The sequence below is a fragment of the Actinoallomurus sp. NPDC052308 genome, from assembly GCF_040679195.1.
Taxonomy (GTDB): Bacteria; Actinomycetota; Actinomycetes; order Streptosporangiales; family Streptosporangiaceae; genus Actinoallomurus; species Actinoallomurus liliacearum.
Genome location: NZ_JBFAUM010000002.1, coordinates 83,623 through 108,007, shown reverse-complemented (window position 1 = coordinate 108,007; position 24,385 = coordinate 83,623). Strand labels below are relative to the sequence as shown.

Sequence of the window (24,385 nt, the reverse complement as noted above, 5' to 3'; positions counted from 1 at the left end):
GGAACGCCGTGATCAGTCCGCAGGAGCTCGCACAGCGGCTCGGCGTGCCCGAACCGACGCCGGACCAGGCCGCCGTCATCGAGGCGCCGCTCGCCCCGATGGCGGTCATCGCCGGCGCGGGTTCCGGCAAGAGCGAGACGATGGCGGCCCGCGTCGTGTGGCTGGTCGCCAACGGGCTCATCCGGCCCGAGCGAGTGCTCGGCCTGACGTTCACCCGCAAGGCGGCGGCCGAGCTGGCCGACCGCGTACGCCGGCGGCTCGACCAGCTCCGCGAGCACGACGACCTGATCGACCCGGAGATCCTCGACGGTGAGCCGACGGTGTCGACGTACCACGCGTACGCCGCGCGGCTGTTCGGCGACCACGCGCTGCGGGCCGCCCTGGAGCCGACGATGCGGCTCGTCACCCCGGCCGTGGCCTGGCAGATCGCGGCGCGCGTCGTCGACGCGTACGACGGGCCGATGGGCGCCGTCGAGTGGGGGCCCGACGCCGTCACGAAGGCGGTGATCGGGCTGTCGGGGGAGCTGTCGGAGCACCTGCGCACCCCCGAGGACGTGCGGAGGATCGGCGCCTGGCTGAACGAGCGGGTCGCCGAGGTCAAGAAGCCCACCAAGAAACACCAGGGCCGGATCACCGACGCCCAGGCGACCCGCGAGCAGCTCATGCCGCTGGTCGAGGCGTACCAGCGGGCCAAGGCCAGGCGGGAGGTCCTCGACCACGGCGACCAGATGGCCCTCGCCGCGCGGATCGCCGCCGAGCACCCGGAGGTCGGCCAGATCGAGCGCTCGCGCTACGCCGCCGTGCTCCTGGACGAGTACCAGGACACCAGCCACGCCCAGCTCGTGCTGCTCAAGTCGCTGTTCGGCGGCGGCCACGCGGTCACGGCCGTCGGCGACCCGTGCCAGTCGATCTACGGCTGGCGGGGCGCGAGCGCCGGGAACCTCCTCGGCTTCGTCCGTGACTTCCCGAACGGCGAGCGGCCCGCGCCGATGCGGCAGCTGTCGACCAGCTTCCGCAACGGCGAACGCGTCCTCGACGCGGCCGCCCGCATCCAGGTCGAGCTGCGCGAGGAGGCCAAGGACGTCCCCCGGCTGTGGCCCGGCGCCGCGCAGCAGGGCCGGGGGCGGGTCGAGTGCGCGCTGCTGGAGACCGTCGAGGACGAGGCCGAGCGGCTCGCCGACCGCATCGTCCGCCTGCTGCGGCAGCCGAAGGACCTCGCGCCCGACGGCGAGCCATGGGAGAAGACGAGCCGCCACGGCCCGGGGCTGCAGCCGTCCGACATCGCCGTCCTGGCCCGGAAGCGGGCGCAGTTCCCGCTGATCCGGGCGGCGCTGGAGGCGCGCAGCGTCCCGGTCGAGGTGGTCGGCCTCGGCGGCCTGCTCACCGTGCCGGAGGTGCAGGACGTCGTCGCGACCCTCCGGGTCGTGCACGACCCGACGGCGGGCGCCTCACTGGCCCGGCTGCTCACCGGGCCGCGCTGGCGCCTGGGCCCCCGCGACCTGGTCGCCCTCGGCCGCCGCGCCCGCGAACTCGCCCGCGAGGCGGCCCGCGACCTCGACCCCGGGGCCGGGCCCCGGACGGACGCGGAGCCGTCCGCGAGCGGGCGCGCGTCGTCCGGACCGGGGAGCGCGGGGAGCGAAGCGACGAGGGAGGACGGCGCGTTGGGCGCCGCCGACCCGCTCCGGCAGGTCGTGCAGGAGCTGAACGACGAGAACGGCAGCCTCGTCGACGCCCTCGACGACCTGGGCCCGGCGGAGCACTTCAGCCCGGAGGGGTACGCCCGGCTCGAACGCCTCCGCGACGAGCTGCGCGTCCTGCGCCGCCACGTCGGGCTGCCGCTGCCCGACCTGGTGACGGAGGTGGAGCGCACCCTCGGCCTGGACATCGAGGTCGCGTCCCGGTCCGGCCTGGACCCGGTGACCGCCCGCGCCGACCTGGACGCGTTCGTCGACGCGGCGGCGTCCTTCGCGGGCGACGCGGAGGACCCGACGCTGGGCGCGTTCCTCGCCTACCTCAAGGCCGCCGAGACGGAGGAGTTCGGCCTGGAGGCGGGCCGGGTCGGCGAGACCAACAGCGTCAAGCTCCTCACCGTGCACGCCGCCAAGGGCCTGGAGTGGGACGTCGTCGCCGTTCCCGGCCTGGTCTGGAACCCGACGAGGGCCGAGACCCCCGGCGCCGGCTCGGTCTTCCCCGCCAAGCCGCAGAGCTCCTCCCGCTGGACGGAGAACGCCCGCATCCTGCCGTACCCGCTGCGGGGCGACCACGCCGACCTGCCGCCGCTGACCGGCCTGCAGAAGGACGACGTCGAGGGGTTCAACGCCGCGACCGCCGACCGCGACCTGCGTGAGGAGCGCCGCCTGGCGTACGTCGCCGTGACGCGCGCGCGGCACCTGCTCATCGCGACGGGGTACCGCTGGGGCACCGCGAGCCGTCCGCTGGAGCCGTCGCCGTTCCTGGCGGAGATCCGGGAGGCGTGCGAGGCCGGCGCCGGCCAGGTCGGCTACTGGGCCGAGGAGCCGCTGGACGAGGAGAACCCCCTGCTCGCCGAGCAGGAGACCGCGTCCTGGCCCGCGCTTCCGGAGGGCGAACGCTACGACGCGGTCGCCGAGGGCGCCCGGATGGTGCACGACGCCATGCAGGGCAGGCTCCGCCTCGGGTACGTTCCGCTGTCGCCGCGCGACCGCCGCCGGGCCTCCGCCTGGGCCCGCGACGTGGAACTGCTGCTGGCCGAACGCGACCGGTCCCGAGGCGCCGACGGCCTGGCGGTCGACCTGCCCGCCCACCTGTCGGTGTCGTCGCTGGTCGCCCTGGCCCGTGACCCGGCGGCGCTGGCCCGGCAGATCCGCCGGCCGCTGCCCCGGCCCCCGGCCCCGTACGCCCGGCGCGGCACCGCCTTCCACCGCTGGCTGGAGTCCCGCTGGGGCCAGCAGCGGCTGCTCGACCTCGACGACCTGCCCGGCGCCTCCGACGAGGGAGCCGGGGGCGACGACGAGCTGGAGACGCTGCGGGCCGCGTTCGAGCGCAGCGCCTGGGCCGACCGCGAACCCCACGAGGTCGAGGTGCCCTTCGAGACCATGATCGGTGACCGGCTGGTCCGGGGCCGGATGGACGCGGTCTTCCGTACCGGCGACGGCGGCTACGAGGTCGTCGACTGGAAGACCGGCCGCCCGCCGACCGGCGACGAGGCACGGGTGGTGTCGGTGCAGCTGGCCGCCTACCGGATCGCCTGGGCCCAGCTCGCCGACGTCCCGGTCGAGAAGGTCAGCGCCGCCTTCCACTACGTCGCGGCCAACGCGACGATCCGCCCCGCCGACCTCCTCGACGCCGACGGCCTCGCCGCCCTCCTGGATCGGATCCCCACCGGCTGAGCGGCGGGCCGAGCACCCGATCGTCCGGTCACGGCCGGCCCGGCCCGACGCTTCGGCGCTTCGTGCGGACGTCTCGGCGGTTCGTGCGGACGTTCCGGCGGTTGGGGCGGATGCTTCGGCGGTTCGGGCGGGCGTTCCGGCGGCTTGGGCGGGCGCTCCGGCCGGCGCGGCGATCGCGTCGCCGCGCCGGCCGGAGCGCGTCGACCGGTCAGTGGAAGACGGGCTTCATGGCGTAGACCCGGTTCGGCTTGTTGTAGCCGAAGAAGACCCGGGTGCCCCGGCCGGCGGGCGCGACGGCGAGTCCCTCGCTCTCGCCGGTCAGCGGAATGTCGATCGCGTCGAGGATCCGGCCCTGCCGGTTCAGCACGGTGATCCTGTTGTTCGTGTAGTAGAGGATCTTGTCACCGGCCATCTCCAGGCCCTGCGGCACGCCCTGGTACGGCAGGGGGAAGGTCGACCGGACCCGGCCGTTCAGGTCGGCGAAGCCGAAGACGAAGGGTCCCTGGTCGCCCGGTCCCGCGTGGACGAGAAGACCGTCGCGCCGGTTGTCGACGGCGACGAGCCCGGAGTTGCCCAGCGACGCGAAGTCGATCGTCCGGACGATCGACGGGTCGTCCGCCGCGATGTCGACGACGTGGACCTTCGTGGGGTTGGTGCCGCCGCCGGTGGCGACGTACAGCATCCCGTCGGCGTCGCGGAAACTGAGCTCGGCCGCGTGGCCGACGGCCAGCGGCCGGCTCTCCTTCAGTTTGGTCCCGGAGCGGTCGTACTCCCGGATCACCCCCATGCCGTTGCCGACGTCGAACCCGACGTAGAAGCGGCCGCGCCGATAGGCGAGCCCCTGCATGTTGTCGGTGTCGGGCACGTTGAAGACGAGGTCGAACTCGTACGCGCGGGCGGACGCCGGGGCCGCTCCGGCGACGAGCGCCGTGGCGCCGGCCAGCCCGGCGCCTCCGGCGTACGCGAGCAACCTCCGTCGGGTGATGGGTGGTTCGGGTCGCATGCTTCTCCTGCCGTCGCCTACCTCTGATATCAACGAGAGATATATAACGCTCTCGACTGATTAATTAACAGAGTTTGTAACAGGGAGGCTTCTCGTGGTCAAGATCGCGTCGCCATCGGGGTCATCCGTCGAGCTCGCCCGCGATGTCGAGGTGGCGGCGGAGTTCCTCGTCGAGTTCGAGGTCGGCCGCCGCCAGGGCCTCGTCGAGCTGCTCGATGGAGCTGACGCCGATGATCGGGATGACCGGCGGGTCGCCGTCCATCAGCCAGGCCAGCACCACCTGGTTGACCGTGGCGCCGATCTTGTCCGCCACCTCGCGCAGCGCGGCCAGCCGCGCCGGCGTGCCCGGATGGTCGTACGCCGGGAGCAGCGGCCGGTCCGACCGCGCGTAGGCGCCGCTCAGCAACGGGCTGTAGGCCCACAGGCTCATGTCCGGCTCGCTCCGGACGTAGTCCAGGGTCTGGGCGTCCACGTTCCCGAACACGTGGTCGTCCGGAGCGGTGACGTCCAGGCGAGGCCGCAGGTAGGAGTGGCGGAGCTGAAGGCAGGTGTAACCGGGACGCCCCTGGCCCCGGGCGACGGCCCGGGCCCGCTCGACCTTCCACAGGGCGTAGTTGCTGGCGCCGACGACCCCGACCGTGCCCTGCTCGACGAGCGACGCGAAGGCGTCCACGGTCTCCTCGATCGGTACGGTCCGATCCTCGATGTGCGCCCAGTACACGTCGATGCGGTCGGTGCCCAGCCGGCGCAGACTGCCCTCCACCGCCGACTGGATCGCCCCGGCGGACAGCCCTTCACCGCTCTCCCGCCAGCTCGTGCCGGGGACGGTCGGCTGCGCCCCGACCTTGCTGCTGATCACCACCCGGTCGCGGGCGCCACGGTCGGCCAGCCAGCGGCCGAGCACCGCCTCGCTCTCCCCGCCCGCGCCGTTCTCCGCCCAGAAGGCGTAATTGTCGGCGGTGTCGATGACGGAACCGCCGGCCTCGACGAAGCGGTCGAGGATGGCGAACGCCGTCGCCTCGTCGGTCCGGGTGCCGAACCACATGGCACCGAGGCACAGCGCGCTGACGGTCGTTCCGTCGGCCAGAGTCCGTTGCCGCATATCGCGTCCTCTCGAGAAGTGATCGGGAACGCGACACACTCTGCGATCTGGAGCGCGCTCCAGGTCAAGCCGGAGGCGCATCCTGGAGCTTGACCTGGAGTGCGCTCCAGGTGTGATCATCAGTGGTGTGACGTTCTATTCACCGGCCCAGACGGCGGAGAAGACCGGCTTCAGCATCGACACGCTCCGCTACTACGAGAAGATCGGTCTGCTCGACCGGATCGACCGCACGGCCGCCGGCCGGCGCCGGTTCAGCGCGGACGACCTGGGCTTTCTCGGCATCCTGCGCTGCCTTCGCGACACCGGGATGCCGATCGCGGAGATGCGGCGCTACGCCGAGGTGAGCAGGTGCGGCGAGGAGACGTTCGAGGAGCGCATCGCCATCCTCGAGGCCCATGACGAGCGCATCGACCGTCAGATAGAGACGCTCCTCGCCCAGCGGGAGCACCTCCGAGACAAGATCCGCTACTACCGCGAAGCCTCCCGCTGACCGCTCCGCGTCCCCACCGACGACGGTCGCCCCGCCCGGCTGCCGACCCGCCCGGCCTCCGGGTCTCCGGACCGCCGGGTCTCCGGACCGCTCGGCCTCCGGGGCGCCCGGCCTTCGGCCCCCCGGCCTCCGGGCCGCCCTTCACGCCTCGGCGGTGGGCGGGCCGGGCGAGCGTACGAAATGCTCGGTGACCGAGCCGCCGAATCGGGCATCTGACGCGAGATTCGACGCGCGGACCTGCTTCGCCGAGCGTTCCGACCGCCGTTGCCATCGGCGACGGCCCGCGCACGTTACGCATTTCCCCTGATTGGCCATTTGCCGCCAGATGCGCCACTTCTGGCAAACCAGGGCTGGTATCCGTCCGTCCAACACGCACCCCCTACGACGGGAGACGGGAATGCGTCATCGGACATCGGCCTTGATCCTCGCCACCGCGCTGGCGCTGGGCGGCTGCCGCACGACCGCGACCGGCGCAGGAGCCGCGCCGTCCACCTCGCCCGGCGAGCGTACGACAACGGCCGACTCGCCCACCGCGGCTCCGGAGTCGTCGGCTCCGATGGAGTCGCCGGAGCCGACGAACCGGGCCGATCTGGGCGGAACGCCTACGCCGAAGCCGCACGTGCCGAAACCGCACGTGCCGAAGACCCACCGTGCGACGAGCCGTCCGAAGCGCACCCATTCGGCGCCGAAGGCACCCGACCATCCGGCCGGTGCGACGGCTCGCTGCAACGACGGCACCTACTCGTATGCCGCCCACCACCAAGGCGCGTGCTCACACCACGGTGGAGTGCTGGTCTTTTATCGCTGACCGCGACCGGCGCGAGGGGCGAGAGCGGCGGTGGCCGGAAGGCTCGGTGAACGAGTCGTCCAACCGGACATTTCCCGCGCGATTCCAGCTATGGCCCGGCTTCCCCGAGACTTGCGCGCCACAGCTCATAAACGAGTTGGCCGACGCGATCGGCGGCCGTCATCCTGCGGGCATGGATCACGCGGAGGTACTGCTCATCGGAGGACGCGCGGGCGTTGGCAAGACCACGGTGGGCTGGGAGGTCTCGGCGCGGCTGCGTGCCGCGGGGGCCTCCCACGCGGTCATCGACGGCGACTTCATGGGGCAGGTGCATCCGGCGCCCGAGGACGACCCCGACCGGTCGCGGATAACGGAGCGCAATCTGACCGCGGTCTGGGGCAATTTCGCCGCTCTCGGCCATCGCCGCCTCGTCTACGTCAACACCCTCTGCGTGCTGCCGGAGGCGGCGGGCATGTTCCGGCGCGCCATGGGCGCGGACGCGCGCGTGATCCGCGTCCTGCTCACCGCCTCCGATGCCACGGCCGGCCGGCGCCTGACAGGCCGGGAACTCGGCTCCGAACTGCAGGACGAGCTGGCGGCGAGCCTCCGCAAGGCGCGGCTGCTCGACGCCGAAGCGCCCCCGGACACCGTGCGGGTCGCGACCGACGACCGGTCGGTGCCGGACATCGCACGTGAGGTCGTGGCCGCGACCGGCTGGGCCGGTGGTGAATCCGCCGTCGGCTGAGGGCCGTGCACGTTACCCATTTTTAGGCCGCACGGCCTCGCGTGGCCGATGTCGGCCGACCAAATCGGAAGACGTGTGATTGATCACGTTATGTAGCTACAGTCTCGCTGTCCGCGTCAAGGCATCACACCCTCCTGGGAGGTTCCCGATGGATGCACGTCTCGATCGGATCAAGGCCGCGTTCAACGCGCTCGACACGGACGCCAACGGCTACCTGGAGGCGGACGACTTCGACAGGCTCGCACACCGGATCACCAGGGCCTTGGACGTGCCGGAGAACTCGGCCAAGGCGCAGGCGCTCCACACGGGCTGCCGGCGCTACTGGCAGGGCCTGGTCGGCACCCTCGACCAGAACAACGACGGAAAGCTGAGCTACGAGGAGTACGCCGAGTTCCACGAACCCGCCGACTACGAGGCGAACGTCCGGCCGTACGCCGACGCCCTGACCGCGATCTGCGATCGGGACGATGACGGCTTCGTCCAGCACCCCGACTTCGTGCGGGGAATGCAGGCCGTCGGATTCCCGGCGGAGAACATCGAGGCGCTCTTCCAGGCGTTCGACCCCCACGGGACCGGCCGGGTCGCCACGAGCGAGTGGCGGACCGCCATCGAGGAGTTCTTCCTCGCCAGAGGCAGCCACGCCGTCGGTGACACGTTGGTCTGACGCGCGTCGCACGCGGTCGATGCCGAGCCGATGCCCGCACCGGGCATCGGCTCGACGCCCGCACCGGGCATCGGCTCGACGCCTGCGGCGGGCATCGGCTCGACGCCCGCACCGACCGCCGCCTCGCGGCTTGATGGCGAGTTCGCCGACCACATGACGGGCCCGAGAGGAAAAACCCATGGCCGACATCACCGGTGTGGAAGAAGGCGTCGGGCTGACCGCCCTCATGGTCGCCGCGGCGCGGGCGATCGAGACCCACCGTCATGACACGCTGGCGCAGGACGTCTACGCCGAGCACTTCGTGCGCGCGGCCCGAGCGTCCGCGGGCTGGCCCGTGCGTCCGCAGCAGGTTCCGGACGGCGAGGTCGATCCGTTGTGGGGCCGGCTGGGGCGCTACTTCGGCCTGCGGACGCGGGTCTTCGACGACTTCGTCCTGCGGCGGACGGGCGAGGGAGCCCGGCAGGTGGTGCTGCTCGGGGCCGGCCTCGACACGCGGGCGTACCGACTCGACTGGCCGCCCGGCTGCAGGATCTTCGAGATCGACCAGAAGGGCGTTCTCGCGTTCAAGGACCGCGTGCTCGACGGGCTGGGCGCCGTGCCGAAGACCCAGCGCACGACGATCGCGGCCGACCTACGCCACGATTGGACCAGGGCGCTGACCGACGCGGGCTTCGACCCGGCCGCTCCGACCGTCTGGTTCGCCGAGGGGCTGCTGCTCTACCTGCCCCCTGCCGCCGAGCGTGCCCTCATCGCGGCGGTGGACGCGCTGAGCGCGGCCGGGAGCGCGCTGGCCTACGAGATCAAACTCAGCCCCGAGTCGACGGCCGTCCGCGAGAGCCCGATCTACTCGGTGGCCAAACGGACCGGCATCGACCTCATCGCCCTGTTCGACCGGGAGCCGCGGCCCGACTCCGCCACAGACCTGGCAACCCGGGGCTGGCGTACGTCGGTCCACACCGCGTTCGACTTCACCCACCGCTATGGGCGCGGCCCCCTCCCTGAGCCTGGGCGCCCCGACGCACTGGCCGCCAACCGCTGGGTCTTCGCGACCAGGCCTTGATCGCTCACCTTCGCCAGACCCCCGCACCAGGCCGAACGATCAGCCCTACACGCTGCAATTCGCGCACGGCAGCGCCCTCGCAGGAGCGACCGATAGAGAAGACATCACCGACCGCGGCTACTGGGGTCTGCTCCCCGGACTCACGTCAGGCCGCCACCACCTGGTGATCCGCAGGCAGATCTCCGCGGGTCTCTCACAGGTCGAGTGGACGCTCACCGCGTCATAGGCTTGCCTGGCGTTCTCGTCGCTGCGAACAGGTCACCATTGGTGTCGCTGGGCCGATCGACACACAGCTCGACGCATTCACCATTTGCATCGCTGTAGGAGCTCTTCCGCCAGATGTGGGGCTCCACTCGCAGGCCCATGTTGCGTCCTACTCTTTCGAGCTGCACCTATAGCTCCTTGGCCGTAGAAGCGATCAGGGATGCGGATTTGGCTGGGCTCAGCGCCGTCGCCTGCAACATCCCATATGTCCGACTGTACCGGCGGACCTCGTGTTGGCTCTGGAGTACGAGCCCACTCGTCGCCGTCTCCAGGTAGACCATTCCGAGGTCGTCGTTCGCCTTGAAGACCAGCAGCACGAAGTCGCCGTTGACGGCTGGATGCGCACCTGCTGCGAACGGAAGTACTTGGATCTTGACGTTGGGGAGGCCGCTCAGCTCGGCGAGCCGTTGAAGCTGTTCCTTCATCACCTCTGGTCCGCCGACCTGGCGGTGGAGGACGGCTTCGTCGAGGATCACTTGAAGCGTGACGGGATTTTCTTTCCGAGTGATGATCTCTTGTCGTGCCCGTCGGATGTCGATCCTTCCGCCGACATCCACAACGCCCTCGACGTCGGTTGCTTCGATCACCGCCTGCGCATACGCATCGGTCTGGAGAATGCCGGGGAGGATTTGGCTGCGCCAGTGGCTGATCGTACGAGCCCCGGCCTCCGCCGCGATCAGCAGGTCGAACTTCGGCTTCAGTCCCTTGCCGGAGAGTTTCCTCCACCAGTCGGGCTTGCCGGAGAAACCGGCGCGCGCGAGCGACAGAAGCTCCTCCCGCTGCCCTTCTTCAATCGAGGTGTGTTGGCCGAAAAGATCAAGAAGGCTTCGAACGTCCCTAGCCTTCATTCCGCGTTCGCCGTGCTCGACCCTTGACATCCACGACTGATCGAACTCGAGTTCTCTCTCGATGTCCTTCAGGCTGAGCCCCGTCTGCTCCCGAAGTTTCGCCAGCTCAACGCCCAATATGAGTCGCTGAACGTACGCACTTGGGTTGCCCACGAGCGCCTCCTTCACGGTCAGGCTGAACAGTCTGGTGGTGACGGCCGTACAGGAGCAACCGAAACACGGCTAGGCAACTTGTCTGAGGCAGCTTGACAGAGTGCCCCCTGTCCAGGTCATGCTGTCTAGCAGTCATCGCATCGATGCGCTCCGTGATCGACATCGCTGTGGGGGAGGTGCACCGCCCCCGCATGGCTCGGCCGGTTACCGGAGCCCTTAATACTCTGCACGGAATCGACAGAAAGGATATTCATGGCATCGGCCCCACTTAGTGGTAGGGAGACGCCCAACATGGGCGGCAATGCACTGGAAGCGCTCGCGGATTTGCTGCGGGCGGAGGGGTGGTACGCGCGGGTCATCGCCTCCGAGGAGCAGGCGGCTTTACTGCGGGTCGTGAATCCCCTCGCGCCGCCGCTGAACGATGACCTTTCGCTGCGGCAGGATCAGGCGGGGCTGTGGTGGTTCTGCTGGTCGTTCGGTGACCGGATCGCCCACATCGACAACCTCGACATCGCCGCCGCCCGCATCACCCAGGTCCTCGGCTGCCCCGAACCCTGATCAAGCCACCGCCCGCGGCCGGAATTTCTCCCGTTGCCCGGCCGCCGCGGTCACCGACACTCCTGGAGGCCCTAGAAATGTCCCCCGAATGCACCGCCGGCCCATCGCGCGAACAGCAATGGTCCTGCCGCCTCGACGGCGACCCCTACGCCGTTGTCACCGCCCGCTCCCTGGCAACCGCCGTCCTGCTCGGCTGGGACGCCGACCTGGTCGAGGACGTCGTCCTGGTCACCAGCGAACTGGTCACCAACGCCATCGCCCACGGCGCCGCCCCCGTCGTCTACGCCCTCACCGTACGGAAGGGGGAGGAGCCGGCCATCGTCGTCGAAGTCACCGACGCATCGGCGGACCTGCCCGTACAGGACCTGCCTGGAGAAGTCGGCCACTTCGGCCTGTGGATCGCCGAAGAACTCGCTCGCGTCACCGTCCACCCCGCCCCACCCGGCAAGACCGTACGCGCCACCTTCGACGTCCTCGACACGAGTCTCCGCCCGTCTTCCCTTCAGTAACGCCGTCTCGTACGTGGACGCTGGAGCTTGAGCCTGTTGTAACCCAGCCCGCGCGGGCGGCGAACGCGCACAGCTCAGATAGGTCGCCGCGCAGCGGATCGGCGCTCATGCGGCCGGACCGGCGGCCGGGATCACCAGGGGACGGTTCGGCCGAAGCGGTCGAGGTACCGCAGGCCGGGAGTTCCTTTCTGGGAGAGCATGACGTCGACCAGGGCGGGGATGGTCTCCTCGATGGTGAAGGGGGCGTCGGGTCCGCCGAGGTCCGTGCGGACCCATCCGGGCGCCATGACCAGCATCGTGCGCGATGGCTCGGGCTGCCGGGCCGCGAAGCTTCGCATGAACATGTTCAGCGCCGCCTTGCTGCCGCGGTAGACCTCCCGCATTCCGGTCTCGTTGTTGCTGATGCTGCCCTGCCCGGACGACATCGCACCGATGACGCCGGTGGCCGGGACCAGGTCCTGGAGTGACTCGATGACGCGCATCGGGCTGAGCGCGTTCGTGAGCATGACGCTCATGAACTCTTCGGTCGTCACGTCCCCGATCCTGATGTGCTCGTCGGCCGTGGTGATTCCGGCGTTGACGAACAGGATGTCGAGCGCCCTGCCCGCCAGGCGGTCGCGCAGGGCCGCGATCTGCGCAGGCTCGTTGACATCCAGGGTTTCGATCTCCACCCGGCCGGTGGCGGTCTCGGCCAGATCATGGAGCTTGGTTCGCGTACCGGGCCGGACCGTGCCGATGACGTTCCAGCCCCTCTTGAGGAATTCGTCCGCCATGGCGTGCCCCAGCCCGCGTCCGGCCCCCACGATCAAGATCGTGGGGGCGGCTCGGGACGAATCAGGAGTAGACATGGCCGCGACGTTAGGATTTAGAGCGTGCTCGAAGTCAAGAGGAAGCCGGCGTCCGCGCCAGGCCGGGGTCTCGGTGCCGTGCCCGCCGGCGGCGTGACCATAGCCGAGGCCGCCCGTCGCACCGGGGTCAGCGTGCACACCCTCCGGTATTACGAGCGCGCCGGCCTGGTCGTCAGTCCCGTCGACCGCACGAGCGGCGGCCGTCGCCGGTACCGGGAGCTCGACCTGAAGTGGATTGTGATCTGCACGAAGCTGCGTGCCACCGGCATGCCGATCAGGGGCATCCGCCGGTACGCCGAACTGGTCGCGGCCGGTCCGGGCAACGAGGCGGAACGGCTGGCCCTCCTGGAGGCCCATCGCGCCGACGTGCTCGCCAAGCTGGTGGAGATCCAGGAGAACCTGAAGCTCATCGACCACAAGATCGACACCTATCGGGGAAGCCTCGCCGCCGGTGATGCCGATCGCCTCTGGGCGCCTGTCGGCACGGCCACCTCGGAAGCCTCGCCGACACCCCCGAAATAACGGCGTAGGGGCAGCCCCGCCTGGCACCGATCGGGTCGTAGAGGCCGGAGTCCGGAAGGCCGTGGGGGAGTGCTCCCGGTATGTGCGGGTGGGGGATGAGAACCCGTAGGTCGGCAGGTGGTTCACCGCTGGGCCGATGTCGGCCAAGGTCTTTACGTGACCAGGCAATCACATATAGTAACTAAGCGTTGATGAGCAGCATCCCAGCGGAGAAAGCTCGGCCATCACTCAGCAAGGATGTATCGCCATGCCTCTCCCCCTCTCAAGACGGGTAGGTACCGTAAGGGCGAAGATCGGAGGTGGCGGCCCCGTGGCGACAGTCCGGGACGTAGCGGCGTACATCCTGCAGAAGCGTGGTCCCATGACCGCGATGAAGCTGCAGAAGCTCTGCTATTACGCGTACGGCTACCACCTGGCGTGGGAAGAACGCCCTTTGTTTCCCGAGCGGTTCCAGGCGTGGGCGAACGGGCCCGTCTCCCCGGACCTGTACAAGTGTCATCGCGGTCGGTTCCAACTTGACGACGGCGACATCGCCGGCGATCCGGACGCTCTCGACGATGGAGAGCGCGAGTCGATCGACCTGGTCCTGCAAGGTCTCGGCGACTACACCGCGCACCAGTTGTCGACGATGACGCACCACGAAGCGCCCTGGGTGGAGGCGCGTGTCCGCGCCGGCGCGCAGCCACTGCAGCGCAGCACCGAGGAACTGCGCGACGACGAGATCCTCGAGTTCTTCGACGCGCTGACCGTGGCCGGCGACGATGGCCAAGCGGAAGCCTAAGAAGCAGGTCTTCGCTCCGGACATCAAGACGAAGGAAGTCCCGACGCGATCGGTGCTTCCTGGGGCGGAGACCTCGGACAGCCGGATCTGCTGGAGGTTCTGTCATGTCGACCATGACGGGCCCTGGGGGTTCGAGAAGGTCGACCCGCAGACGCTGCGTTGGTTGATGGAACGGCTCTCGTCGGTGGAGTCGATGACGATCAACCAACTGTTCCACTCCGGCGGCTACCCCGGTGCCGACTATGACGTGGCGAGTATTCCGAACGCCGTGGCGCTCGGCCGTCTGGAGGAGATCGGCCTGCCGGACATGACGAAGATCCATCGGTTACGGTTCACTGGCACGGCGCGCCTGTACGGCTTCCTCATCGACCATGTGTTCCATGTCGTCTGGTGGGATCCGAACCATGAGGTGTGGCCGAGCAAGCTCAAGCACACCTAGCCAGGGCGAGGCCGATACCGACGGCCGCCACCCCGGGCGCCCGGTCAGCGGCTGGATCCGTGCCTTCTTTCTACCCACCCTAACCGCATGCCGCTGACCAGCGCCTTCTCCCGGCGGGCCGGACCCGCGGGGAGAGCATCAGAGGCGGACCCGTTCCGACCCGGCTGGACGTGGTCCTGGGTTCTTGAGCGCGCGATGCGGGCCCGACCGTCACCGACCTGCGGTACGGGAGGGTCGGGCCCGCGAATCGTTCAGGATGCGGTGCAGGTGGGGGTGAGGGAGGAGGCGGCGCCGGTGGCGGTGAAGCCGACCTGGGCGGAGGCTCCTGGTGCGAGCGTGCCGTTCCAGGACAGGTTGGTGACGGTGACGGCGGATCCGCTGGTGGTGAGCGTGCCGTTCCAGAGCTGGCCGATCGAGACGCCGCCCGGCAGCGAGAAGGTCAGTTTCCACCCGTTGATCGCCGAGGTTCCGGCGGTGACGGAGATCTGACCTTGGAAGCCGCCCTGCCAGGAGCTCATCGTCTGGTAGGTCGCCGTGCAGGTGCGGCCACCCGGTGGCGGCGTGGGGGTGGGCGTGGGCGTCGGCGTCGGACCGGGCGGGCCCGGCGGGTTGGGGGCCGTACTGGCGAGGTTGTAGGCGAGGTCGGGGACGAAGCTTCCGGCCGTGTAGAGGCATCCGTCGGCTTCGCCCGGCGGTTTCACCCACAGGTAGCCGTCGACGTTCTGGTCGCCGGTGTCGAGGGTCGGGTAGGCGCCGATGCGGTGGTCGGTGTTGTCATCGCCGCACCAGTCGCCTTGCCCGCCGACGGCACCGCCGTTACGGCTGGTGTCGATGATCTGGTGTTTGCCGGATATTCCTTGGGACTGCAGGTAGGAGATGATCGACCGGCCGTACGCCGCCTCGTTCGACAGCGGCTGGAAATTCGACACGTTGGTGAAGAAGCCATCGGCGTACTGGACGCCCGCGGCCTTGAGGCGGCTTCCCTGCTCGGTGGCGGAGTTCCAGGCCGAGTGGCCGCCGTCGAGATACACCTTGGCGTTCGAGTCGGCCCTTTTGATCGTCTGTACGGCCTGGGCGATCGCCTGGTCGCGGGCCGTGATGTCGGAGCCGCTCAGGCAGCTCTGCAGGGCGAGCGCGTCGGTCTCCAGGATCACGATGACCGTCCGGCCGCCCACTCCCTGAGCGAAGTTCGAGATCCACTGCTGGTACTGGGTGTAGTCGGGGGCACCGCCGGCGCTCGCGCCCCCGCAGTCGCGGTTGGGGATCTCGTACACCGAGAGCACGGGGATCTGGTTCGCGGAGTTCGCGGCGTTGACCACACCGGAGACCTCGGAGGTGACCGTGCCCGGATTGAACGCCGACAGCCAGTGGGCTTGCGGCTGGCTAGCGATCTTGTCACGGATGACAGGGGTGCGCGCGTCGTTGGGGTTGGCCGCGACCCAGCGGACGACCTGCGTGCTCGGGTCGCGATAGAGGGTGCCGGACAGCGTGCCGGCCCGGGCGTCGCCGGTGACCAGACCGGCCGTGACGGCCGCGCAGGCGACGGCCGTCGTGGCGACGGCCGTTCTCCAGCGGCCGCCACGCCAAGGGTGAACGCGCATGACCCGTCCTTTCCGCAGCGGACTTCGGTGTGCTACCGCGTCGATGAACCGGAGGGGCGGAGGATCCCCGAGGTGCATGTCCCGGTCATCGTGGTGACGGCGGCCCCGAGGGTCAATCGAGTCGGCTGACGGGCCGGAGTTCGCGCAGGTCAGCGCGTACGAGGTTCGTGAAGCTTTCACGACTGACGGGCCTCATGCGCCTGGTGCCCGGGCGAAGGCCATGAGGTGTGAGCTGGCGGGGATGAGAGCCGGGTCGGACTCGGCGATCCGCGCCGCCACGAGGGCGGATGCCACGAGGGGTGAGCCGGTCAGCGAGGTGCCCGTGTGCACCGCGATCCCTTTGAGCGCGGCCCAGGCCGGCCCCTCGACTCCGTAGATGCGAATGTCCGTGAAACCGGCCTCGGCCACCTCCGTCTGCAACTCGGGCACGCTGTGGAAGTAGGCGGTGGTGAATCCGTGCTCCCTGCTGTGCCGGCCGGAGGCGAGGACCTTCCGCATGACCGGGGTCGCGGCCGGGGTGAGGCGGCCGGCCGCCGCCAGGTCGATGAGCTCCGCGTGCCTGCTGATCGCCGCCACCGCCAGGGGCGCGCCGGGGCGTAGGACCCGCCGCGCCTCACGAAGAGCCTGGACCCGGTCCGTACGCTCCTGCAGGTGATAGAGCGGGCCGAGCAGGAGAAGGGCGTCGTAGGACTCGTCTTCGGCGCTGAGGGCGCGGGCGTCGCCGAGTTCGGTGGTGCAGTCGCACGCGGTTCCGGCCTCGCGCAGATGCCGCTCCACCGGGTCCACGAGGTGAACCTCGTAACCGTCGGCGGCCAGCCAGCGTGCGTGCGTCCCCGGGCCGCCGCCGACGCGATGACGGCGTCGGCGGCCGGGACGGGCGCTCAGGAATCGGCGGGCTGCGGTGGGACGGTGTAGGCGGCCGTCGTCCGGTCGGCCGCGGCGCGGGCCCAGGTCTCGTCGGCGCCCGCGGCGATGTTCGCCTCGTACCAGCTCTCGCTGCTGAGCGTCATGAACCGCCGGCCCTCCTCGGACCCGGCCCAGGCCATGGCCTGCTCCGGAGCGATGGCCTCGGGATCGGCGGCGAGATGTCCGGCCAGGCCCAGCAGGGCCCCGTCCCAGCCGACTCCCACCGCCCCCGGTCCGAACTGGTCCCAGTGGTCGCTGACGTGCGCGATGTGCTCGAGTTCGAAGCGGGTGCTGTCCTTGGACTCGGCGGTCAGCCGGACCTCGATCCAGCTGACCTGCCCCGCGAACTCCCACGTCGCCGCGAAGGCCTTCGGCGGGTCGCAGTGCTCGATCGTGCCGCCGGCGTTTCCTTCGAGCTGGTACCGGCCGCCGAGGCGAAGATCGCCCGAGACGGGGAGGAACCACCGGGGGATGCGCTCGGGGTCGGTACAGGCGTCCCACACGTCTTCGATCGGGGCGGCGTAGGTCTGGCTGATGGTGACGGTGCGCGCCTCGCCCGCCTCCATCATCCGGCTGCCGACCTTCCGGCGGACCGAGTTGATCTGGTGAGTGACGTCGATCATGGGTTCCCTTCTTCCGGGTCGGGCTCGGCCTCGGTCCGGCGGCGGCGCTCGCGCCTGCCGCGGGCGAGTTCCGTCGCCAGTGCGTCGAGGGGCGGTGTCCAGAAGCGCCGGAACCGGTCGAGCCAGGCGTCGACCTCCTGGAGGGGGTCGGAGTTGACCGCGTAGAGGCGCCGGGCGCCGTCCGGGCGCACCGTGGCGAAGCCGGAGTCACGCAGCACCTTGAGGTGCTGGGAGACCGCCGGCTGGGAGATGCCGAACTCCTCGCGGACCACGGCGCAGACCGCGCCGGACGCCATCTCCCCTTCGGCGAGCAGCTCGAGGATCCTGCGGCGAACGGGATCCCCGAGCACATCGAACGCGTGCACGCCGGCGAAGATATCAGTGTCGGCTTATATAAGTCCAGACCGATAGCTAGGCTCGGCCGCGCGCCTCCGCGACGGCGCGGACGGCGAACTCGCGATTGGCCCGTGTCTGCTTCCGGAAGGGGTCGGGAAGGTCGGGCATGGCCAGCAGCCGGTCGCAGGCCTCCAGCGAGCCCCGGAGGTCGCCGGCCCAGTACGCGGCGATGGAGTACTCGAACAGCAGTCCCCAGGTGTAGACCCACGGCTGGACGAACAGCCAGTCGTCCGGCTCGCGGCGGTTCAGGCCGGCGCGGGCGAACGCGTACGCGGCCTGGTGGCGGCCCATCTCCCGGAGGCGCGAGGCCAGCTCGTAACACGCCTCCAGTCGTTGCGGCCGGTACTCCCACGCCCGCGTCAGGGTGTCCATGGCTCCGGGCCAGTCGCCGCTCTCGGCCCGGAGGATCCCGGCCTGGAGCAGGGAGTAGTAGACCTCCTCCGGCCAGTCGCCCATCCCCGCCCGCCGCTCGTAGAGGGCGAGCGCCTCTCGCGCGTCGCCCATGTCGCGCATGGTCTGCGCGAGATAGAAGACCGCGCGGGAATTGCCGGGATCGCGGTCGAGCTCCGCGCGGAGCAGGCGCGCGTCGCGCTCGAACTTGTCGCCGCGCGAACCGCCGTCGGCGAAATGGTCGATGATGAGGGCGTCGAGGTTGACGGCGCGGTCCCGATCGTCGGTGGTCAGATATTCATGGGTCGAGCCCACATAGCGCCACTTGATGTCGCCCTTGACGAGTCGCTTGATGCGGTACTCCAGGTCGCCGGAATGGCGCAACATATAGGAATCGGCGGTCAGTTCCGGAAGGTCGCCGTCTCGCTCTACGACCATGTCGGCGTCGATGAGGAGGATGTAGTCGGCCTTACCGAACGCGTGCTGGATGTTCAGCGTGCGATTGTGCCCGAAGTCGACCCAGTCCTCCTGGAGCAGTTCGCCGGGCACCCCTTCGAGTGTCTTCCGGATGAGCTCCTGCGTCCCGTCGGTCGACCCGGTGTCGGAGATGACCCAGTAGTCGATGAGGTCGTGTACGGAGCGAAGGCAGCGCTCGATGACCTTCGCCTCGTCTTTCACGATCATGCACAGGCATATCGACTGCTTCTTGTGGCTTGTCGTCCTTTGGCCGTTCGACGCCGTGGCCTGGTGCATTCTGCCCCCTAACGCGACAATCTCCGTCGGATATCGGGGGGCTCACCATGCTCCGAGGATATCTCCCGTCGCGATCAACAATCGATGTAGCCGAAGCCAGGTTTCGGGTGCATGAGAAAGTCGTGGTGGGAGATGTTCCAGGCGTACGCGCCGGCGAGGGAGAATGCCACGACGTCGCCGATGGCGAGGCGGTCGACCGGCACCTGCCGGGCGAACACGTCCTTCGGCGTGCACAACTGCCCGACCAGCGTCACCGGACCGCTCGCCACCGGACCGCCGCCCGCCGGCAGGACCGTGAACGGCTGGTCATGGCCCTTCGTCACCGGGGTGCGCAGGTGATGGGTGCCGCCGCGCAGCACGGCGTACCACTCGCCGTGCGACCGCTTCAGGTCGAGCACGTCCGTGACGTACCACCCGCAGTAGGCGGTCAGCGCGCGGCCGGGTTCGATCCGCAGCGTCTCATCGGGGTGCCGCAGGGACTCCAGTCCCGCGCCGTACGCCGCCCAGTCGAAGCGGGCGCCCGGGTCGCGGTAGTCGACGGCCATGCCGCCGCCGAGGTTGATCTCCTTCGGCCCGTCCATCCAGGTCCGCGCCCAGCCGAGGACCTGGGCGGCGACCTGCAGCAGCGGCTCGGCCGCCAGCCCGGAGGCCAGGTGGGCGTGCAGGCCGCGCAGTCGCAGCCAGGGCGTCCGCTCGAGGAGGTCCAGGCAGACGCCCAGGGCCTCGGGGTCCATGCCGAACGGGCCGCTCATCCGCAGGGCGGCCCCGCTGATCGAGACCGGCAGGTTGACGCGCAGCAGCACGTCCGTCTCGCGGCGCAGCGCGGCGAGGCGGCGAAGCTCGTGCGGGCTCTCCACGTGCAGCCGGTCGACCGGCGGGCGGCCACCGGTGGCCGACGCGAGTTCCTCGTCCGTCTTGCCCGGCCCGCCGAACGCCAGCCGGGCTCCGGGCAGGGCCGTGCGCACGTGGGCGAGCTCGCCGCCGGAGGACACCTCGACGCCGTCGACGTACGGGCCCAGCGCGGCGAGCAGGTGCGGGTCGGGGTTGGCCTTCGCCGCGTAGAAGACCTCTACGGGGGTCACGGCCCGGACCGTCGCGGCGTGGGCGCGGAGTCCGTTCAGGTCGTAGACGTAGGCGGGCAGCCGCGTCGACAGCGCGCGTTCCCGCACCGTCTCGGGCAACGCCGCCGACACGGCGGGTTCCCGCACCGTCTCGGGCAACGGTGCCGACACGGCGGGTTCCCGCTCCATCTCGGGTGGCGGTGTCGGCAGGGCGGGCTTCCGTTCCCCCTCGGGAGGCCGGCCGGTCACGCGAGGCCCTCGGCGAGCGGGTTGGGCACCGGGACGTAGGTCGCCTGCCGGTCGGCGTCACGGGCCCACCGGGTGCGCAGGTTCGCCTTCGCCGGCAGCGGTACCCCGGCCAGCAGCGCGCGCAGCCGCGCGGCGCCGTCCGTGTCCGCCGGTGTGTCGTCGGCGCAGCGGGTCACGTGCCGCCGGACGACCCGCCACAGCGCGGGTTCCAGCGACGGCTGCCGGTCGGCGAGGGCGGCGGCGACCTCGGCGAGGTGGTTGACGAACAGGCAGTAGACGACGCGGTTCCACCCGTGCTCGGGCTCGTAGGTGAGGGCCCGCGCGACCGGCTCGGGCAGCTCCGCCAGGAAAGATTTCCACGGCCCGGGCAGCAGCTTGGTGCCCTCCAGATCGCGGAACACCGCGCGGACCGGCGTGCCGTCGCCGTCGACCGCGACGAGGACGTTCTGCAGGTGCGGTTCGAGGACGACGCCGTGCCGCAGGTAGGCGTGCAGGACCGGCGGCACCACGTGTCCCACGTAGGCGTCCCACCAGGCCAGCACCCGGTCCGGCGCGGGGTCGTCGCCGAGGAGCCGGGACACGGCCGCCGGGCTGTCGCCGTCCGGATCGGCGATGGCGGCGGCCAGCAGGGGAGTGCCCGGCAGGCCCCGGACGCCGTCCCGGACGATCACACCGAGCCCCTCCCGCAGCCGCGTGCCGCCGACGGACACCGTCCGGTAGCCGGGTTCGGTGAGCAGCTCGCAGGCCAGGCCGTCGAACACGGGCCGCAGCGCCCGCGTCAACGCCACCGCGCCGGACAGTTCGTACCAGGCGTTCTTGCGCACGCAGTTGGTGATGCGGACGTCGAGGCTGAACTTCAGGAAGGCGTCCGGCACGTACACGGTGCGGACCGAGGAGGTCGGCACCGCCTCCGGGCCGTACGGTCCCAGGTCGACGATCGCGTCGGACTCCGGCCGGAGCAGGGCGAGCTGCCACGGATGCGCGGGCAGGACACGGTACCCGGCGCGGACCGGCGGGCCGAGCCGGTCCAGGAGGGATGCGTCGCCCTCCTCGACGACCGCGTCCGTGCGGACGGCCAGCCAGCGCAGCGGGAAGCGGGCTCCGAGCTCCGGGGCGTACGCGGGCCAGTCGGCGCCCTGCCGGGCCTTGGGGGAGGGGTGGAACCGGTGCCCGGCGAGCAGCGACTGCTCGGACGACAGGAACGGGTCGGCCTCGCGCGGCGCGCGTCGCCGGCCGAACAGCTCCATGGCGTCGCGGCTGGCCGTCACCTGCGCGGTGAACTCCGGGTTCGGTGTTCCCGTCGTCAGCTCCAGCTCGCCGGCGATCAGGTCGGTGATCCGCCGCCAGTCGACGGCCACCCAGCCGTCGCGGCGTTCCTCGACCGGCCCGGCCAGCCGGGGGCTCATCAGCGGCGGGCGGCGCAGGACGGCGCGCAGCGTGACGCCGACCCGCGGCAACCGGACCATGAGGTGTCCGTCGCCGACCCGCACCTGGTGCTCCGGGGCGCACAGCTCGCGCACCGCGCAGTTCAGCAGGGCGAGGGCCGTGGCCGCGTCCGGGTCGACGCGCCCTCCGACGGAGGGCGCGGCCGGGGCGAGGGATGTCACGTGGTCGACCTCTTGAGGTAGTTGGGCCCGGGCGGGCCGTAGTGCTTGTTGATGTCCTGGGCGCCGGTACGGTCCTTGCCGACGAGCGTCCCGGCGGTGACCATGGCCTTCACGGGCAGCCGGTCCGCGTCGAGGGTGCGCGCCCGCAGGAACCCGTCGTCGTACGCGTCGAGCGCGGCGGCGAGCCGGTCGCGGACGAGGCCCAGCCCCGTGTCCAGGGCGAGGAGCCCGCGCTCGGCGAGTCCGAAGGCGAGCGCTCCCGCGCACAGGTGCACCGTGATCGTGACGAACACGCGGGCGAGCGCCTCCGGGTCGGCCGTGAGGAGTCGCTGGTCGGCGAACTCCGCCGGATCCGGCGCCCGGCCCAGCGCGCGGGCGAGCCGGCCGAGGTCGATGAGCGCCCCGTCGTTGTCCTTGATCATCAGGTGCGGCGGGTCGCCGGGCACGATCGAGACGTTCTGCTGGTGGGCCTCCAGCGCGATGCCGTACCGCGCCGCGAGCAGGACGTTCCAGTCGAACAGGACGGCGAGGTACGCCCCGAAGAACTCCGCGACGTCGTCGGTCAGCTCCTCGATGACGTACGGCCCGTCCGGCGTCCGGGCGAGGAGCGCCGCGACCGGGATGCCGTCGGCGGGCAGCCGCCGCACGAGGTATCCGCGCAGCGGGTCGTCCGCGTGGCCGTACGTCTGCTCGTCGGCGAGCAGCACCGGTGCACGCTCCCGCTCGACGACCGCGCGCAGCACGCGTTCGACGAGCGCGCCGTCGGAGAGCGTGCCGGGCATGATCACCCGGCGGTTGCGCAGGCCGAGCGTGCTGGTCGGCAGCGGGAGCTTCAGGTGCTCGCGGGCGTCGATCGCGACCGTGCGCATCGACAGCGTCGGCCGTACGGTCACGGCCGGGCCCGGCACGGTGGGGACCAGCCGGGCGGTCAGCGGGTGCACCGGGAACACGTCGTGCCCCGCGGGCAGCCCGAGGTCGCGGGGCTCGGGCCACCAGCCGGGACGGTGACCGTGGCGGTGGGCGCCGGGAACGGCGGTCCACGCCAACCGGAACGACGGCCCGAACTCCGGCGCGTACGCCAGCAGGTCGCGTTCGTCCAGGCCGAGGCGGCACCGCGCGGTCGGGTACACCGGGTGGTCCACGGCGGCGGCGAGGGCGTCGTACCGGGTCGTTCCGGCCGGCCGCGGGCGGACCGCCTCGAACAGGCGCAGCGCCCGCAGCGTCTCCCGGCACTCGCGGTCGAACGCCGCGACGTCGTCGCGCGGGTCGGCCAGCGCCCGTACGACGCCCAGCACCTCGTCCAGCCCGACGGCGTCGGCCACGACGCGCTCGGCGAGGAACCCCGGATAGCGCCCCCATCCGCCGTCGTGCGCGGTGAGGGTGACGACCCGGCCGCCGGGCAGGGTCAGCCGGTCGCCGTCGACCCGGCGGGACAGCCCGCCGTAGTCCTCGCGCAGCAGGGCGTCCAGCACCCGCGCGGCGAGGTACCCCTCCTCCAGCCGCGGGACGGCGAGCGCAGGCGCGCCGGTCACGGGGCGATCTCCCAGCGGTGCCGCGCGCGGAACCGCCGGATCGCGGCGTCGACGCGGGCCGCGTCCGGTCCGACCGCGCGGATCGTGCCGAGGTAGTCGCGGTTCGTCCGGGTCAGCGCGATGACGTCCCCGGAAGAGCGCACCGGCCAGTAGGCGACCCGGACGCCGTCGTCCGTCTCCTCCCGGCGCTCCGGCGCGGCGGTCAGCGTGCCGGACCGGTCCGCGATCACCGAGTCGACCGCCGCGTGTCCCGTGACGGGCGGCGGCTCGGGCACCTTCTCGCCCAGGTGCGCGCGGAGCACCCACGCGAAGAGCGGGACGCCGAGCAGTTCGGCGAGGAGAAAGTCGCAGTGGTCGCCGATGATCCGGTAGTTCACCTCGACGATCCGCGCCCGGCCCTCGTGCACGACGTACTCGGTGTGGCAGGCGCCGAACCCGACGCCGAGCCGCCGCAGCGCGTCCAGGACCTGGTCGGCGCAGGGCGGCGGCGCCCAGTCGAGGCGCTCCTCGATGAAGTGCGGCGGCGGCGACAGTGTGGTGCGGAACGAGCCGACGACGTGGCCGTTCAGCGTCTCGAGGGTGTGCAGGTCGCCGGGGAGGTACTCCTCGATGACGAGGGCACCCGGGCGCCGGAGCCAGATCCCGCGGCAGCGCGCGGTGAGCTCGGCCGCGTCCCGTACGAGGAAGACGTCCTCGCTGGCGACGCCCTCGCGCGGCTTGACGACCAGCGGGTACGGGGCGTCCGCGAGCGCGGGCGACTCCTGGCCGGGCCGCAGCTCGACCGCGAAGACCCCGCCCAGCGCGCGGCGCATCAGCGCCTTGTTCTTGGCCCGCAGCGCGGCCCGCCAGTCCTTGCCCGGCAGCCCGAAGTACTCCGCGGCCAGGGCGGTGGGCGTCTGCAGGTGGTCGCTGTTGGAGAAGATCGCCGCGGGCGCCTCACGCCGGGAGACCTCGTCGATGATCGCCCGGAAGTCGGTGACGTCGCACTGGACCGTCTCCTCCGGCCACGCCCGGTCGGTGAGCAGGGTGACGTCGAGGCCGAGCGAGGCGGCCGCGGGCAGGAAGCCGTGGGCCACGGAGTCGGTCCGCTTGCCCGCGACGATGTAGAGCCGCACGAGTCTCCCAG

General features: G+C 71.0%; 25 protein-coding genes. 11 read left to right on the top strand and 14 right to left on the bottom strand.

Going from position 1 to position 24,385, the window contains the following annotated elements:
* Positions 1 to 8 precede the first annotated feature (8 nt).
* Positions 9 to 3,368 carry an ATP-dependent DNA helicase gene (locus tag AB0L00_RS06495; RefSeq protein ID WP_364429277.1) on the top strand — a complete coding sequence of 1,120 codons (3,360 nt, stop codon included), beginning with the start codon at positions 9 to 11 and terminating at the stop codon, positions 3,366 to 3,368.
* A gap of 208 nt (positions 3,369 to 3,576) precedes the next feature.
* On the opposite strand, the gene AB0L00_RS06490 is transcribed toward AB0L00_RS06495, so the two are convergent.
* Positions 3,577 to 4,371 (bottom strand): hypothetical protein, encoded by a 795-nt coding sequence (locus AB0L00_RS06490; RefSeq protein ID WP_364429274.1) that lies wholly within the window; start codon positions 4,369 to 4,371, stop codon positions 3,577 to 3,579.
* Positions 4,372 to 4,492: 121 nt separating this feature from the next.
* Entirely contained in the window at positions 4,493 to 5,473 is a 981-nt protein-coding gene (locus AB0L00_RS06485; protein WP_364429271.1) for an aldo/keto reductase, read from the bottom strand.
* Positions 5,474 to 5,600: 127 nt separating this feature from the next.
* Between AB0L00_RS06485 and AB0L00_RS06480 the strand changes: the two genes are divergently transcribed.
* The 5 genes from AB0L00_RS06480 (at position 5,601) to AB0L00_RS06460 (ending at position 9,219) form a co-directional block, all read left to right on the top strand.
* Entirely contained in the window at positions 5,601 to 5,963 is a 363-nt protein-coding gene (locus AB0L00_RS06480; protein ID WP_345354001.1) for a MerR family transcriptional regulator, read from the top strand.
* A 325-nt stretch (positions 5,964 to 6,288) separates the two neighbouring features.
* Complete coding sequence (locus AB0L00_RS06475) at positions 6,289 to 6,771, top strand: DUF3761 domain-containing protein (RefSeq protein WP_364429268.1); 483 nt, start codon at positions 6,289 to 6,291, stop codon at positions 6,769 to 6,771.
* Positions 6,710 to 7,495, top strand: a complete 786-nt coding sequence (locus AB0L00_RS06470; RefSeq protein ID WP_364429265.1) for a hypothetical protein — start codon at positions 6,710 to 6,712, stop codon at positions 7,493 to 7,495. The genes AB0L00_RS06475 and AB0L00_RS06470 overlap by 62 nt, the downstream gene beginning before the upstream one ends.
* Before the next feature lie 148 nt (positions 7,496 to 7,643).
* On the top strand, positions 7,644 to 8,159 hold the full coding sequence (locus tag AB0L00_RS06465; protein ID WP_364429263.1) for an EF-hand domain-containing protein: 516 nt from the start codon (positions 7,644 to 7,646) through the stop codon (positions 8,157 to 8,159).
* A 178-nt stretch (positions 8,160 to 8,337) separates the two neighbouring features.
* Positions 8,338 to 9,219, top strand: a complete 882-nt coding sequence (locus tag AB0L00_RS06460) for an SAM-dependent methyltransferase (RefSeq protein WP_364429260.1) — start codon at positions 8,338 to 8,340, stop codon at positions 9,217 to 9,219.
* Positions 9,220 to 9,431: 212 nt separating this feature from the next.
* On the opposite strand, the gene AB0L00_RS06455 is transcribed toward AB0L00_RS06460, so the two are convergent.
* Positions 9,432 to 9,584 (bottom strand): DUF397 domain-containing protein, encoded by a 153-nt coding sequence (locus AB0L00_RS06455; RefSeq protein ID WP_364431557.1) that lies wholly within the window; start codon positions 9,582 to 9,584, stop codon positions 9,432 to 9,434.
* Positions 9,585 to 9,611: 27 nt separating this feature from the next.
* Entirely contained in the window at positions 9,612 to 10,499 is an 888-nt protein-coding gene (locus tag AB0L00_RS06450; protein WP_364429257.1) for a helix-turn-helix transcriptional regulator, read from the bottom strand.
* Positions 10,500 to 10,775: 276 nt separating this feature from the next.
* Here AB0L00_RS06450 and AB0L00_RS06445 point away from each other — a divergent pair, with 276 nt between their 5' ends.
* Together AB0L00_RS06445 and AB0L00_RS06440 are read left to right on the top strand one after the other, a co-directional pair.
* Entirely contained in the window at positions 10,776 to 11,042 is a 267-nt protein-coding gene (locus AB0L00_RS06445) for a hypothetical protein (RefSeq protein ID WP_345353995.1), read from the top strand.
* Between the two features lie 77 nt (positions 11,043 to 11,119).
* The gene (locus tag AB0L00_RS06440) at positions 11,120 to 11,551 is read left to right on the top strand and encodes an ATP-binding protein (protein WP_345353994.1); all 432 of its coding nucleotides are present in this window, start codon (positions 11,120 to 11,122) and stop codon (positions 11,549 to 11,551) included.
* A gap of 131 nt (positions 11,552 to 11,682) precedes the next feature.
* On the opposite strand, the gene AB0L00_RS06435 is transcribed toward AB0L00_RS06440, so the two are convergent.
* A complete protein-coding gene (locus AB0L00_RS06435) occupies positions 11,683 to 12,399 on the bottom strand; it encodes an SDR family NAD(P)-dependent oxidoreductase (RefSeq protein WP_364429253.1) in 717 nt (238 codons plus the stop codon).
* A gap of 24 nt (positions 12,400 to 12,423) precedes the next feature.
* Here AB0L00_RS06435 and AB0L00_RS06430 point away from each other — a divergent pair, with 24 nt between their 5' ends.
* The 3 genes from AB0L00_RS06430 (at position 12,424) to AB0L00_RS06420 (ending at position 14,141) form a co-directional block, all read left to right on the top strand.
* Positions 12,424 to 12,921, top strand: coding sequence for a MerR family transcriptional regulator (locus AB0L00_RS06430; protein ID WP_345353992.1), 498 nt, complete (start codon positions 12,424 to 12,426; stop codon positions 12,919 to 12,921).
* A 310-nt stretch (positions 12,922 to 13,231) separates the two neighbouring features.
* Positions 13,232 to 13,702 carry a type II toxin-antitoxin system antitoxin SocA domain-containing protein gene (locus AB0L00_RS06425; protein WP_364429250.1) on the top strand — a complete coding sequence of 157 codons (471 nt, stop codon included), beginning with the start codon at positions 13,232 to 13,234 and terminating at the stop codon, positions 13,700 to 13,702.
* Positions 13,683 to 14,141 (top strand): hypothetical protein, encoded by a 459-nt coding sequence (locus AB0L00_RS06420; protein WP_364429247.1) that lies wholly within the window; start codon positions 13,683 to 13,685, stop codon positions 14,139 to 14,141. The genes AB0L00_RS06425 and AB0L00_RS06420 overlap by 20 nt, the downstream gene beginning before the upstream one ends.
* Before the next feature lie 251 nt (positions 14,142 to 14,392).
* Here the strand turns inward: AB0L00_RS06420 and AB0L00_RS06415 are convergent, their stop codons facing one another.
* The 9 genes from AB0L00_RS06415 to AB0L00_RS06375 form a co-directional block, all read right to left on the bottom strand.
* Positions 14,393 to 15,742 (bottom strand): glycoside hydrolase family 6 protein, encoded by a 1,350-nt coding sequence (locus AB0L00_RS06415; RefSeq protein WP_364429244.1) that lies wholly within the window; start codon positions 15,740 to 15,742, stop codon positions 14,393 to 14,395.
* Positions 15,743 to 15,934: 192 nt separating this feature from the next.
* Positions 15,935 to 16,627 carry a class I SAM-dependent methyltransferase gene (locus tag AB0L00_RS06410; protein ID WP_364431555.1) on the bottom strand — a complete coding sequence of 231 codons (693 nt, stop codon included), beginning with the start codon at positions 16,625 to 16,627 and terminating at the stop codon, positions 15,935 to 15,937.
* Positions 16,624 to 17,271 carry an SRPBCC family protein gene (locus AB0L00_RS06405; RefSeq protein ID WP_364429241.1) on the bottom strand — a complete coding sequence of 216 codons (648 nt, stop codon included), beginning with the start codon at positions 17,269 to 17,271 and terminating at the stop codon, positions 16,624 to 16,626. The genes AB0L00_RS06410 and AB0L00_RS06405 overlap by 4 nt, the downstream gene beginning before the upstream one ends.
* On the bottom strand, positions 17,268 to 17,636 hold the full coding sequence (locus tag AB0L00_RS06400) for a metalloregulator ArsR/SmtB family transcription factor (RefSeq protein ID WP_364429238.1): 369 nt from the start codon (positions 17,634 to 17,636) through the stop codon (positions 17,268 to 17,270). The genes AB0L00_RS06405 and AB0L00_RS06400 overlap by 4 nt, the downstream gene beginning before the upstream one ends.
* A gap of 46 nt (positions 17,637 to 17,682) precedes the next feature.
* On the bottom strand, positions 17,683 to 18,741 hold the full coding sequence (locus tag AB0L00_RS06395; RefSeq protein WP_364429236.1) for a glycosyltransferase: 1,059 nt from the start codon (positions 18,739 to 18,741) through the stop codon (positions 17,683 to 17,685).
* Positions 18,742 to 18,884: 143 nt separating this feature from the next.
* On the bottom strand, positions 18,885 to 20,042 hold the full coding sequence (locus AB0L00_RS06390; RefSeq protein ID WP_364429233.1) for a type III PLP-dependent enzyme: 1,158 nt from the start codon (positions 20,040 to 20,042) through the stop codon (positions 18,885 to 18,887).
* Positions 20,043 to 20,116: 74 nt separating this feature from the next.
* A complete protein-coding gene (locus tag AB0L00_RS06385; protein ID WP_364429230.1) occupies positions 20,117 to 21,727 on the bottom strand; it encodes an IucA/IucC family protein in 1,611 nt (536 codons plus the stop codon).
* Positions 21,724 to 23,259 (bottom strand): IucA/IucC family protein, encoded by a 1,536-nt coding sequence (locus tag AB0L00_RS06380; RefSeq protein WP_364429227.1) that lies wholly within the window; start codon positions 23,257 to 23,259, stop codon positions 21,724 to 21,726. The genes AB0L00_RS06385 and AB0L00_RS06380 overlap by 4 nt, the downstream gene beginning before the upstream one ends.
* The gene (locus AB0L00_RS06375; protein WP_364429224.1) at positions 23,256 to 24,374 is read right to left on the bottom strand and encodes a siderophore biosynthesis protein; all 1,119 of its coding nucleotides are present in this window, start codon (positions 24,372 to 24,374) and stop codon (positions 23,256 to 23,258) included. The genes AB0L00_RS06380 and AB0L00_RS06375 overlap by 4 nt, the downstream gene beginning before the upstream one ends.
* Positions 24,375 to 24,385 lie beyond the last annotated feature (11 nt).